The 11804-nt window shown below is 65.4% G+C and carries 11 protein-coding genes and 1 pseudogene; 5 read left to right on the top strand and 7 right to left on the bottom strand.

Annotated elements, in window-relative coordinates; genetic code table 11:
- Positions 1-553: 553 nt before the first annotated feature.
- Both VGI62_RS16450 and VGI62_RS16445 read left to right on the top strand, forming a co-directional pair.
- Positions 554-774: pseudogene (locus tag VGI62_RS16450) on the top strand (type II toxin-antitoxin system ParD family antitoxin); the annotation flags it as partial.
- A 52-nt stretch (positions 775-826) separates the two neighbouring features.
- Positions 827-1147 (top strand): type II toxin-antitoxin system RelE/ParE family toxin, encoded by a 321-nt coding sequence (locus tag VGI62_RS16445; protein WP_331505605.1) that lies wholly within the window; start codon positions 827-829, stop codon positions 1145-1147.
- A 167-nt stretch (positions 1148-1314) separates the two neighbouring features.
- On the opposite strand, the gene VGI62_RS16440 is transcribed toward VGI62_RS16445, so the two are convergent.
- A complete protein-coding gene (locus VGI62_RS16440; RefSeq protein WP_331505608.1) occupies positions 1315-2757 on the bottom strand; it encodes an amidohydrolase family protein in 1443 nt (480 codons plus the stop codon).
- 931 nt (positions 2758-3688) lie between these two features.
- Between VGI62_RS16440 and VGI62_RS16435 the strand changes: the two genes are divergently transcribed.
- Positions 3689-5164, top strand: coding sequence for a metal-dependent hydrolase family protein (locus tag VGI62_RS16435; RefSeq protein ID WP_331505604.1), 1476 nt, complete (start codon positions 3689-3691; stop codon positions 5162-5164).
- Positions 5165-5242: 78 nt separating this feature from the next.
- On the opposite strand, the gene VGI62_RS16430 is transcribed toward VGI62_RS16435, so the two are convergent.
- Together VGI62_RS16430 and VGI62_RS16425 are read right to left on the bottom strand one after the other, a co-directional pair.
- Entirely contained in the window at positions 5243-5641 is a 399-nt protein-coding gene (locus tag VGI62_RS16430; protein ID WP_331505603.1) for a VOC family protein, read from the bottom strand.
- 36 nt (positions 5642-5677) lie between these two features.
- Complete coding sequence (locus tag VGI62_RS16425; protein WP_331505602.1) at positions 5678-6364, bottom strand: GNAT family N-acetyltransferase; 687 nt, start codon at positions 6362-6364, stop codon at positions 5678-5680.
- Positions 6365-6435: 71 nt separating this feature from the next.
- Here VGI62_RS16425 and VGI62_RS16420 point away from each other — a divergent pair, with 71 nt between their 5' ends.
- Both VGI62_RS16420 and mazG read left to right on the top strand, forming a co-directional pair.
- Positions 6436-6921: a hypothetical protein gene (locus tag VGI62_RS16420; RefSeq protein ID WP_331505601.1), complete on the top strand. Its 486-nt coding sequence runs from the start codon at positions 6436-6438 to the stop codon at positions 6919-6921.
- An 87-nt stretch (positions 6922-7008) separates the two neighbouring features.
- The gene (mazG, locus tag VGI62_RS16415; protein ID WP_331505600.1) at positions 7009-7827 is read left to right on the top strand and encodes a nucleoside triphosphate pyrophosphohydrolase; all 819 of its coding nucleotides are present in this window, start codon (positions 7009-7011) and stop codon (positions 7825-7827) included.
- A gap of 35 nt (positions 7828-7862) precedes the next feature.
- Here the strand turns inward: mazG and hflX are convergent, their stop codons facing one another.
- The 4 genes from hflX to VGI62_RS16395 all read right to left on the bottom strand — a co-directional run bounded on the left by hflX (position 7863) and on the right by VGI62_RS16395 (position 11794).
- Complete coding sequence (gene hflX, locus VGI62_RS16410; protein WP_331505599.1) at positions 7863-9194, bottom strand: GTPase HflX; 1332 nt, start codon at positions 9192-9194, stop codon at positions 7863-7865.
- A complete protein-coding gene (gene hfq, locus VGI62_RS16405) occupies positions 9191-9436 on the bottom strand; it encodes an RNA chaperone Hfq (protein ID WP_331505598.1) in 246 nt (81 codons plus the stop codon). The genes hflX and hfq overlap by 4 nt, the downstream gene beginning before the upstream one ends.
- 103 nt (positions 9437-9539) lie before the next feature.
- Complete coding sequence (locus VGI62_RS16400) at positions 9540-10403, bottom strand: D-amino-acid transaminase (RefSeq protein ID WP_331505597.1); 864 nt, start codon at positions 10401-10403, stop codon at positions 9540-9542.
- Entirely contained in the window at positions 10403-11794 is a 1392-nt protein-coding gene (locus tag VGI62_RS16395) for a sigma-54 dependent transcriptional regulator (protein WP_331505596.1), read from the bottom strand. Before VGI62_RS16395 ends, VGI62_RS16400 begins: the two co-directional genes overlap by 1 nt.
- Positions 11795-11804 lie beyond the last annotated feature (10 nt).

The following is an 11804-nucleotide window of genomic DNA, read 5'->3' as shown; positions in this document are numbered from 1 at the left end:
CCGCGGGCCTTCACGTTGAAGTGCATGTGGCCAAGGCCGCCTAACCAAGAGCTTGACCGCAAGCCTCACGCTGGCCGGCGAGTTCCGCACGATCAACTGCCCAAAATCCGAAGGCAATCCACCACAGGCGCGTCTATTTCGGAATCTGGCATTACCGGAGTATCATTATTTCCGATAATATTCCTTAGGCGCAAGATTGGTGTAGCCGCAAAGTGCAAATGTCTCCCGGGCTCGTTAGAAGTGGCACCCCTTCCCCCGTGTTTTGGGCTGGATGGGAGCCACGAGGGTGACGTTTCGGATCATGAGCGACGGCGAGCCATCGGGCTTGAGGTGCTGCGCGATCTGACGAGCGGCCGACTGACGGTCTCTGCGGCCGCAGAGCTCTGGGGACTGGGGCAACCGGCGGACGCCGGTCCGCGCAGGCCCTAGCGGTGATCCTGAAAAAGTACGCTGAGTTGGTCCGAACTTGGCCGCAGAGAAGCTTCGGGAGCTTCCCGGCATCACGCGTCGAGCTACTGAGATTGGCAATGATTGCCAATATTTTTGACAATCTTTGCGGGAGGCGTTAGGGGTGAGCCACCAATGGAGACGCTTATGGCGACGATGAACGTGTCCTTGCCTGCGCCCATGAAGGCCTGGGTCGAACGTCAGACTGAAGACGGGCGCTATGGAAACGCCAGCGACTATGTGCGTGATCTGATCCGCAAGGATCAGGAGCGCAATGCGGCGATAGGCATCTTGCAGGCGGCGATCACCGCGGGCCTTCAGAGCGGTGAGGCGCAGCCGTTCGACGCGTCGGAATTCAAGCTGCGCATGCGCGAGCGCCATGTCGTTCGATGAGGTGAAGCCTCCTCGTCTTACGCCGCAAGCCCTTGCCGACCTTGAAGACATCTGGCGCTACTCGGCAGAGACTTGGTCAATCGCGCAGGCCGATCACTACACGGATGAACTGGCGCGTGTCTTTGAGACCATCGCGGCGTTCCCGACGCTCGCCCGAGAGCGGCTCGAGTTCGATCCGCCGGTGCGCATCCACACGCACGAACGCCGCTTGATCGTCTATGTGCCGGCCGACGACCACATGGCCGTTCTGCGCGTGCTGGGCTCCCGGCAGGACTGGGTTCCGATCCTGACGGCGGCCGACTCCTGACCGACTTCCGATAGTAGGACGAATGTCACCGCGTGCCACGGGCGACACCCTTCCCTTTCGGCCCGGTACTGGCTCGGTCATTCGCCTTCGATCATTTTCTGCGATGGATCGAAGGCCGGCATCGAGGTTGCGAAGGCTGATGTTGGCGAGCCCGACTCTGCGCGGTCTTAGCTTCCCGACTTCACGCCCCGTCCTGGAAAGGCCGTTTTGACGATCTCGCCCTCCGCGACCACCGGGACGCCGCCCACAATCACATAGGGGATGCCGGTCGAGGTCAGGATCGGATGGGCATAGGTCGCTCGGTCTGCCACCGTGGCGGGATCGAACAGGGTCAGGTCGGCGTCGGCGCCCACCTGCACGCGGCCCTTGTGGCGCATGGCGGGCGAAACCTGCTCAAGGCGCTTGGCGGGCAAGAGGCTCATCTTGCCGAGGGCATCCATCAGGGTGATGGCGTGCTTCTCGCGGACATAGACTCCTAGGACACGGGCGAAGGTACCGCTGCCGCGCGGGTGGCCGGCGCCGTTGGCGTAGGGCACGGCGTCCGAGGCGATCATCACGCCCGGATGGGCGATGGCGACCTCCACGGTCTTCGGCGGAATGGTGTGCAGGATCACGAACGCCTGCGGCTGCTCGCGGCGGAAATTCGTGAAGCTCTCGGCGGTCATCCGCTCGCCGGTCGGCGGCCATTCGATGTCCTTGAAGTCCGCGCCCTGGTGCTCGCGCCAGCCTTCGTTGAACAGCGCGCTTCCGATGACCGTCGATCCGGCGTCGTAGGGATAGACCTCCGTGCTGACATCCACGCCGCGCTTCCTTGCGTGGTCCAACATGTCCAGCACGGGTACGATGGCCGACAGGCTCTTCGAACCGATATGGCAGATGTGCACCGAGGCGCCGGTGGACGCCGCATCGGCGACCATCTCCTGCATCGGCGCCATCAGGTTGTCGACGTCGGCGTGGCTGGCCGCGCGGACATGGACGAACACCGGCGCATGCACCGCCGCGGCGTCCTGCATGAGCTCGTAGAGCTCATCGCGTCCGAGCGCAGGCAGATATTCGTAGAGTACGCCCATGCCCAGGCCGCCCGCGGCGAACTCTTCGCGGAACATGGCGCGTTCTCGCTCGCGTTCGGCGGGCGTGAAGGTCGTTTCCGCCCACTCGGCCTTGCGGGCGATGACGGCCGAGGAGGATTGGCTCGTGTTATCCCGGATGCCGGTCTTGATGTTGGTGCGGATGCCCTGGATGCCGACGCTGGCGCCGTAGTTGATCCGGGTATTGCCAGCGCGCGCCGCATAGAAGGGCGCCACTGGGTACACGCCTGCCTCCAGCTCCAGGGAAGTCGTGACTCCGTCGTGCGCCTGCTGATCGTAGCCGAAAGCGTATTGAGCATGAGAGTGGAGGTCGATGAAGCCGGGCGCCACCACGAGGCCTTTGGCGTCAATCCGCCGCTTTCCACTCAGCCGTGCCTTGCTGATGGCCGCGATTTTGCCCTTGGCGATTCCGACGTCGGCGATGCGGTCGGTGCCTGTTTCGGGGTCCATGACCCGCCCGTTTTCGATAACCAAATCATAGGCCGCGGCTTTTGAGAGGGCCTGAGCTCCGGCGAATGTCATTACCGTGAACGCCGAGAGCGCGACTAGCGCCCCTGCTCTGCGATACGTGCTGTGCATTTATACCCCCCGGCTACCGTCGGCACAGTACGCGAAGGTCGATTCGCCACAAGCAAGGGCGCGTCTAGGCCCCCTCGACCGAGGTTGGGTGGAAACCCGGTGGCGCGGGCTTCGGGTGCCTGGCTGGCGCGCGCTACGAGGACGCTCACTCAAAGGCGACGCCCGTCATAGCCCGCTAGGTCTGCAAGCTCCGGGAGGGACGGTTCTCCACTCCGTCCTGCCGTCCGGCACATCCGCCCTCCGGCCCTCTGCCGATGACCGTTCGCGACCGAGGTGGACGTTGCGTAGAATGCGTTCCGGCATGAGCCCGAGCGTCGCCTTCGCGGCGCGGCGCCAATGACCGTTCGCGGGCCCGTTCCACGGGTCGTTCACCCCTACCCGCGTGACCCTCCCTTGAGCAAAAAAGCCTGGCGCAAAATAGGTCCGCCAATCACTACCCGGCGCCGTCATTGGCAGGGTCTGCTTCCAGGCGGAACGCCCAAGTTCCGTCCGGATCCTGGCGCGAAGGCGACGACCGAGTTCGACCCCAGTTGCAGGCAGTGGCCCGTCGAGGAACGCCAAGTGTACGGCGCTCGGCCTGTGATCTCCGGGCGGCGCCACGGTAGGATCGCCAAGGTTTGCACGACATAGAACCCGTAGATGCGGTCCGTCTCCGGATCGTAGAAATGGAACGATATGGGACCGACGTACCAGTTCGTCTGGGGCCATGGCCACCCGGGCATCTAGGTGTTCCGCCTGATTGACCCACTGCTCCTCTGCTCGTCACGCTCGGCGAGCGAGGCGGCGTTTCCCATGCTCATCCGTCGCGCCACGCATCGGGCCAATGCTAGCCGGGGGCGTCGGCAGGCGTCGTCGTCCGATAGTGAGGTCACCGATGTTTGCTTGCGTTACAGACGGCGAGGCCGACGCGGGCGCCGCGAGCTGCACCTGCTGCCAACCGACGCTTCGATACGCCGATCAACGGATCACCCACGAGCTTTCTCGCCGTGGCATGCTCGCAGGCGCGGTTGCGGGCCTCGGTTTCGCCCCTACAGCTTACGCGCAGGCGGCGCGGGCTACCCCCCCGACCATCGTGACCAACTTCCAACTGTTTGACGGCAAAACCCCCCGCTTGCGCGGCGGCCAGAGCCTGAGGATCGAGGACGGACGGATCAAGGAGGTCGCGGCGGCGGGCCAGGGCGCACCGGAGGGCGCGGGGCTGGTCGATTGTGGCGGGCGCGTGCTGATGCCGGGCCTGATCGACGCGCACTGGCACGTGATGTTCTCCAGCCTCAGCCCGGTGCAACTGATGACGGCCGATGTCGGCTTCATCTTCCTCTCCGCCGGCGCCCAGGCCGAACGCACGCTGATGCGAGGATTCACGACCGTCCGGGACCTCGGCGGACCCTCCTTCGCGCTGAAGAAGGCGATCGATTCCGGGCTGGCCGTCGGTCCTCGCATCTATCCGTGCGGGGCGGTGGTCACCACGACCGGCGGCCACGGCGACATGCGCATGAATTCGGATGTACCCAGAAGCCCCGGCGGACCTCAGAGCCAAATCGAAAGCATGGGCGCCGCTGCCATTGCCGACAGCGCTGACGAGGTGCGCCTGCGCGTGCGCGAGCAGCTGTTCCTGGGCGCCTCGCAGATCAAGATGGTTGGCGGCGGCGGGGTCGCCTCGCCGCGCACGACGCTCGATATGACGACCTTCACCGTGCCGGAGCTGCGCGCCGGCGTCGAAGCCGCGGCTGATCGCAACACCTATGTCGCGGTGCACGCCTATCCGCCGGCCGCCATCCGAAGGGCGGTCGAGGCCGGAGTCCAGTGCATCGAGCACGGTCACCTGATGGATGAGGCGACCGCCAAGCTGATGGCGGACAAAGGCGTGTGGCTAAGCACCCAGCCGTTCATCGACGAGAGCGACAACGCGCCAATGACCGGCCAGAGCCGCACCAATCTGCTGCAGGTGCTGGCCGGGACGCCCAATATGTACGGATACGCCCGGAAGTACGGGATAAAGACGGCGTGGGGAAGCGACCTGCTCTTCTCGTCGGAAGTCACCGAGCGGCAGGGGGTGCTGCTGAGCCATATGTCGCGCTGGTACAGCAACGCCGAGGCTCTCAGGATGGCGACGGCCGGCAACGCCGAGCTTCTCGCGCTGTCGGGTCCGCGCAATCCCTATCCAGGGAAGCTTGGGGTCATCGAAGATGGCGCCTACGCCGACCTGCTCGTGGTGGCAGGCGATCCGCTCCAGGATCTCAATCTGTTCGCCAATCCGGACAAGAACCTCGTCGTCATCATGAAGGATGGGAGGATCCACAAGGACGCCCGGTCTGGGGCGGCCGCGACGATGGGAAGTGTTATAGAATAAAAACAATGCATTGTGGTCTACCGACGCTTCAAGCGCGGACACGCACCTCCAGACCGAGGTGACTGACGACGACGCGCCCTATCCCTTCGGTTCAGGCGCCTGGAGCAATTCGATCACATAGCCGTCGAGGTCTTTTGCCATTCCGACGATCGCCCCACCCATCGAGGCATGTGGGGCGGGTTCAAGGGTGACAGCGCCGCCGGCCTGGCGGATCCGTGCCGCCACTGCAGTGGGATCAGTGACATAGAACACCAGTTTCACCGGAACATCGCGGTAGTTGCGCGCCGAGCCGTCGGTCCAGTGCATGAGCACCACGGCGTTGCGGGCCTCATGGGTCAAAACGATCTCGTCCATGTGCGGCAGCTTGAAGGTCTGGGCCTGGGTCATGCCGAGCGCGGCCTTGTAGAATTCGGCCGATGCGGCCAGGTCGCTGACGCCGATGCCGGTCGCGCCGAGGAAGTCAGGAGAACGGGGCATGCTGGGGTCCTTTGGCTGTAACACCTGAAGCGTAGCCTAGGCCCGCCGCAACGCCGTCATGGCGAATTCTCGGCGGCGGGTGAAGCCGAGGGACTCATAAAGCCCTATCGCGCCGATATTGCTGGCGTAGGCATGCAGGAATGGCGTCTCATTCCGCGCCAGTATGCGAGCTGCCACCACGCGCATCAGTGCGCCCGCATAGCCGCGTCCGCGATGCTCGGGATCGGTGCAGACCCCGCTGACCTCGGTATAGCCGGTGGGCTGCATGCGTTCGCCGGCCATCGCCACCAGGCGCCCCTGCTCCTTCACGCCGACGAACTCCCCGAGCTGATGAGTGCGCGCGAAGAACGGCCCCGGCTGAGTCAGCCTGGCGAGTGCGAACATCTGCGGCTGATCGGCCTCGGTCAGTGGGACGATCTCGAACGGTGGCGGCTCAGCCGACGTCAGGCGCTCGGCGACCATCTGGCAAACCGGAGCGCGCGAGACGACCATCGAGCCGGGAACCGGCGGCGGGTCCTGCAATTCCACGAGCGCGACTTCGCCGCGCGTCGGCAGGAGCGCGCTCAGGGACGCAAGGCTCTCGGGCGAGTTGTCCGCGATCGCCGCGAACAGCCCATAGTCGGGCGCATACCTCAACGCTCGGCCGTCGCCCTCGGCCAAGCCCGCCTGACGACTGTTGAGCGCATTCCAGATCGCTCGGTCCAGCGCATGCTGAGCCTGCATAGATTTTGTCCCGTTGCAGTGACGGCTGGACCTCCTACCTTAGGCTTGAGGGCGCCAGAAGGAATATCGGAATGCGGACCCTGGTCGTCGCCGCCCTTCTCGCCGCCAGCGCCACCACGGCGTTTGCGGCGCCCGCCGCGGTGACAGTCACCTTGAGCCCCGAGATGCAAGCCAAGGCCGTTGCGACCCTCGGCGAGCGCGAGGTGGACGACCTCGCATTTGGCCTCCTCCGTACTGTTGAGAGGCGGCTCGCAAGGACCAGCGCCTACGACGGCCAGCGGATCGAACTTGTCCTGCTCGATGCCCAACCCAATCGGCCGACCTTCAAGCAGCTCGGCGACAGGCCTGGGCTCTCCTACCTGAGTTTCGGGCTCGGCGGGGCCGCCATCGAGGGCCGCGCCGTCGCGCCTGACGGGGCGGTGCGGCCGCTGGGCTTCAGCTACTACGAGACGGATGTCCGCTACGCCAGGCTCGGCGGGACCTGGGCGGACGCGCTATATACCTTCCAGCGGTTCGCCTCTCGACTCGCCCACGGAGATCTGGTCGCAAGTCGCTGAACGATCGGCCGAGGACGGCTCTCGCCGGCTTGCCTAAGGGAACGGCGCGCGGTCTGATCCTGGGCCGCCATCTCCTTAGGGAATCCCATGTCCAAAGCCGCTCCGTCCGCTGACCTGCGGCCCATAGACAGGCTGTTGGCGATCATGGCGCGCCTTCGCGAGCCGAAAGTCGGATGCCCGTGGGACCTTGAGCAGACCTTCGCCACCGTCGCGCCTTACACAGTCGAAGAAGCCTACGAAGTCGCCGACGCCGTCGAGCGGGGCGATCTCTCCGACCTTCGAGAGGAACTCGGTGACCTCCTGCTGCAGGTGGTGTTTCACGCCCGCATGGCCGAGGAACAGGGCGCCTTCGCCTTTGACGATGTGGCAAGCGCCATCAACGACAAGATGATTCGCCGCCACCCGCACGTATTCGCCGAGGAGACCTACGCCTCCCTCGCCCATCAGAAGGAAGGCTGGGAGACGCTGAAAGCGGCCGAGCGGCAGGGCAAGGGCCGCACGGTGAGCCTGCTCGACGATGTGCCGGTGGGCCTGCCCGCCCTCACCCGTGCGGTGAAGCTCTCCAAGCGTGCAGCTGGTGTGGGGTTTGTCTGGCCGACCGTCCAGGACGTGCTCGCCAAGCTGCATGAGGAGGTAGGAGAGCTGGAGGCCGAGATTGCCGCCGGTGACCTGGAAAAGGCACGCCAGGAAATGGGCGATGTGCTGTTCGTGGTGGCCAATCTCGCACGCACCCTGGAGGTTGACCCAGAGGATTCCCTACGCTTCACCAACGCCAAATTCCAAAGACGTTTCCAGTACATAGAGCGGAAACTTGCGGAGCGCGGCAAGACCCCGGACCAATCGGACCTCGCCGAGATGGACGCACTCTGGGACGAGGCGAAGGCAGCGGAGAAGGCGGCGAGCTAGGGCGCCTTCCCCACCCGCGATCGCGACGCGGGCGATCAGTTTCCCCGCACCTCAGCCCCTGGAAATTGTTGTTCGAACTGGCCCAGCGCCTGGGCCGAGAGGCTTACAGCCAGGCGGACCGAGCCGTCCTTGCCGTCGCGGCGTTCCAGGACGCGGCCGTGGCGGTAGAGCCAGGCGATGGCTGCCCCCTCGCCCACCGGCGTGAAGACGTCCACGGCAGGGGCCTCGTCGACGAGTGCGGCGATGGCTTCCAAGAGCTCGGCGCAGCCCTCCCCTGTGACCGCGGAAAGAGGGATGGCCGGCGGGTGCGCGCGACGGGCGTCGCCTTCGACAATCTCCCGGTCGTCGTTAGGCAGGAGATCGAGCTTGTTCCAGACCTCCAGGATGCTCCGATCCTCCATGTCGACGTCGAGGCGCTCCAGGACCATGCGGACGTCGCCCGCCTGGGCGGCGCTTTCGTCGCTGGCGATGTCGCGGACGTGCAGGACGACATCGGCCTCCTTGACCTCCTCGAGCGTCGCTCGGAAAGCCTCAACCAGCTCGTGCGGCAGATCGGAGATAAAGCCCACGGTGTCGGAGAGTATCGCCGGCCGTCCGTCCGGTAGCTTCAGCATCCGAAGTGTCGGGTCGAGGGTGGCGAACAGCATGTCCTCTGCCACGACCTCGGCGTTGGTCAGCCGGTTGAAGAGCGTCGACTTGCCGGCGTTGGTGTAGCCCACCAGGGCCACCATCGGGTACGGATGGCGCTTGCGCGCCGAGCGCTGCAGGGTGCGCGTGCGGCGGACCTCGGTCAGCTCGCGTTTCAGCTTGCCGATCCTGTCGGCCAGCAACCGCCGGTCGGTCTCGATTTGGGTTTCACCCGGCCCGCCCATCACCCCGAATCCGCCGCGCTGGCGCTCGAGGTGGGTCCAGGTGCGCACCAGCCTTGAGCGCTCATAGGAGAGCCGGGCCAGCTCAACCTGCAGGCGCCCCTCACGGGTGCGGGCGCGCCGAGCGAAGATCTCCAGGATCAGCCCTGTGCGGTCGATAACCTTGACCTGCCAGGCCTTCTCGAGATTGCGCTGCTGCACCGGCGTCAGGCTGTCGTCCACGATCGCCACGTCGGCGTCGGCCAGTTCGATGAGCTTGCCGATTTCCTCGACCTTGCCCTTTCCGAACAGGGTAGCCGGCGTCAAATGGCGCAGGGTCGCAATAAGCGTTTCGCGAACCTCCAGGTCGAGAGCGAGCGCCAACCCGACGGCCTCCTCCAGCCGCGCCTCCGCCTCGCGCCAGGCGTTGCGGCCCTCGCGGTCGGGATGGATGACGACGGCGCCTTGGACAGGCGCCTCGCGGTCAATCGACCGCGAAGGGGATTTGGAGGAACTCAATCGTTGTCGTCTTCGCCTGGCTCATACAGCTGCACGGGTTGTGCCGGCATGATGGTGGATATGGCGTGCTTGTAGACGAGCTGTGACTGGCCGTCTCTGCGCAGCAGCACGCAGAAGTTATCGAACCAGCTCACGACACCCTGCAGTTTGACTCCGTTGACCAGGAAGATGGTGAGCGGCGTCTTGGACTTTCGCACGCTATTCAGGAACGTGTCCTGCAGGTTCTGTTTCTTTTCGCTCACGGCTTTTCGCCTCTTGGTTTTTTGACGGGCGACCAAAGCGCCGCCCACACACGCAAGTTAGCTAGACCGGCTTTTGCGACAGGCGCAATCGCTGCGCGAGCAGTTAAATGGCCGCAGCCTTCGCCTGCTCGATATAGAGACGCCTTAGCCTCGTCGCCACCGGGCCCGGGCTCCCCTCACCCACCGGCTTACCATCCACGGCGATCACCGGGAGCACCAGGCTGCCGGCGCCAGTGATGAAGGCCTCCTTGGCGGCGATGGCCTCGGCCGGGGTGAACGGGCGCTCATCCACGGGCAGATCCTCACGGCCGATGATCTTCAGCAGGGTGTGGCGGGTAATCCCGCGCAGGATGTTGGCGTTCGTGTCGCGGGTGCGCAGGCGCCCGTCGGAGTCTACGATCCAGGCGTTGGAGGAGGCGCCCTCAGTGACGAAGCCCAGGTCGTCGACGAACCAGGCTTCCATGGCGCCGGCTTCCTTGGCCTTTTGCTTGGCCATAGCGTTGGGAAGCAGGCCCACCGTCTTGATGTCGGCCCGCCCCCAGCGGTTTTCCGGCACGGTCAGGACGCTGACGCCCTTGGCGGCTCGCAATTCGTCGGCCACGCGGTCGACGCGGCTTACGGTCATGATCACAGCGGGCCGCAAGGGATCGCTCGGATAGGCATGTTGGCGCGGTGCGACGCCACGGCTGACCTGCAGATAGATCGAGCCCTCACGGACCCGATTGCGCCGCACAGCTTCCTTGAGCACGAGGGTCAGGGCCACACGCGTCATCGGCATGGGGATCGAAAGTTCGCCAAGGCTGCGCTCCAGCCGCGCGAAATGGCCCTCGGCGTCGGCGAGCTTGCCGTCGAACAGCGCCCAGACCTCGTAGACCGCATCGGCCAACTGGTAGCCGCGGTCTTCTATGTGGACGACCGCTTCGCTGTGCGGGACGAAGCGGCCGTTGACGTAGGCGATGCGCCCCATCAGCTGAGCTCTTCCTCGAGCGCCCGCGCGCCGGAGAGGCCCAGAGACTTAAGCTTTCGATGCAGGGCCGAGCGTTCCATGCCGATGAAGGCGGCCGTGCGCGAGATGTTGCCCGAAAACCGCAGCATCTGGGCGTTCAGGTATTCCCGCTCGAAGACTTCGCGCGCTTCGCGGAGCGGCAGGGCGATCATCCGCTCGGCGCCCAGGCTAATGGCCTGGTCGGTGACCATCGCTTCGGCCGGAAGCATATCGGCGGTGATTGGCTCGGCTGGCGAGCCAGACGCCAGGATCAGCATCCGCTCCACGTTGTTGCGCAGTTGACGCAGGTTCCCCGGCCACGCGCGCACCTGCAGGGTGGCCAAGGCGTCATCAGCCAACCTGCGCCTGGGCATGCCTGTGGCCTCGCTGATCCGGTCGATGAAATATTCGACCAGTTCAGGAATGTCCTCTCGCCGTTCCGCCAGGCCCGGCACATTGACCGGCACAACGTTCAGGCGATGGAACAGGTCCTCCCGGAACCGTCCCGCGGCGATCTCCTCGCGCAGATCGCGTGATGTCGAGGAAACGACGCGGACGTCGACGTGGACATCGGAGTCGCCGCCGACCCGCCGGAAGCTCTGGTCGACCAGGACCCGCAGGATCCGCCCTTGCGTCTCACGCGGCATGTCGGCCACCTCATCGAGGTAGAGCGTGCCGGCGTGGGCGCGCTCGAAGACACCGACCTTGGCGGTACGCCCGTCGTCGCCCTCCTGACCGAAGAGCTCGACGTCCATCCGCTCAGGCGTCATGCCGGCAGCGCTGATGGGCACAAACTCGTTGCGGGTGCGACCCGAAGCGGCGTGGATCAACCGGGCCACGGTCTCCTTGCCCGAGCCAGGCGGACCGGAGATCAACACGCGGCTGTTGGCGCCCGCCAGCTTGACGATCATCTGGCGCAGTTGCTGGGCGGCCATCGACCTGCCGGTCATGCCGTCGGGCGTAATCGCCTGGGTGCGCAGGCGACGGTTTTCGCGGCGTAGGCTGGCGGCTTCCAGGGCGCGCTCGACGACGAGCAGAAGGCGGTCGGACTTGAAGGGTTTCTCAAGGAACTCATAGGCGCCTCGCTTGATGGCGCTGACTGCAGTCTCGATGTTGCCGTGGCCGGAAATCATGATCACGGGCAGATCGCTGTCCAGCCGCTTGACGATGTCCAGCAGCTCGAGCCCGTCCATGCCACCTCCGGCCATCCAGATATCGAGGATGAGGAGCGCGGGCTTGCGGGCTCGGACGGCGGCCAATGCAGACTCCGAATCGTTGGCCGTGCGCACCGCATAGCCCTCGTCGGCGAGGATCCCGGCGACCAGTTCGCGGATGTCCGCCTCGTCGTCGACCACAAGTACGTCAGACGCCATCATGCAGTCC

The organism is Phenylobacterium sp. (assembly GCF_036495085.1).
Classification (GTDB): domain Bacteria; phylum Pseudomonadota; class Alphaproteobacteria; order Caulobacterales; family Caulobacteraceae; genus Phenylobacterium.
The sequence above is the reverse complement of the archived record's forward strand: the minus strand, read 5'-3'. Positions and strand labels throughout refer to the sequence as shown.

Excerpts from the sequence above, each read along its gene's own strand:
- VGI62_RS16430 (WP_331505603.1), bottom strand. The coding sequence starts at position 5,641 with ATGCCCCGTTCTCCTGACTTCCTCGGCGCGACCGGCATCGGCGTCAGC.
- VGI62_RS16440 (WP_331505608.1), bottom strand. The coding sequence starts at position 2,757 with ATGACATTCGCCGGAGCTCAGGCCCTCTCAAAAGCCGCGGCCTATGAT.
- VGI62_RS16425 (WP_331505602.1), bottom strand. The coding sequence starts at position 6,364 with ATGCAGGCTCAGCATGCGCTGGACCGAGCGATCTGGAATGCGCTCAAC.
- VGI62_RS16395 (WP_331505596.1), bottom strand. The coding sequence starts at position 11,794 with ATGGCGTCTGACGTACTTGTGGTCGACGACGAGGCGGACATCCGCGAA.
- VGI62_RS16420 (WP_331505601.1), top strand. The coding sequence starts at position 6,436 with ATGCGGACCCTGGTCGTCGCCGCCCTTCTCGCCGCCAGCGCCACCACG.
- mazG (WP_331505600.1), top strand. The coding sequence starts at position 7,009 with ATGTCCAAAGCCGCTCCGTCCGCTGACCTGCGGCCCATAGACAGGCTG.
- VGI62_RS16400 (WP_331505597.1), bottom strand. The coding sequence starts at position 10,403 with ATGGGGCGCATCGCCTACGTCAACGGCCGCTTCGTCCCGCACAGCGAA.
- VGI62_RS16445 (WP_331505605.1), top strand. The coding sequence starts at position 827 with ATGTCGTTCGATGAGGTGAAGCCTCCTCGTCTTACGCCGCAAGCCCTT.
- VGI62_RS16435 (WP_331505604.1), top strand. The coding sequence starts at position 3,689 with ATGTTTGCTTGCGTTACAGACGGCGAGGCCGACGCGGGCGCCGCGAGC.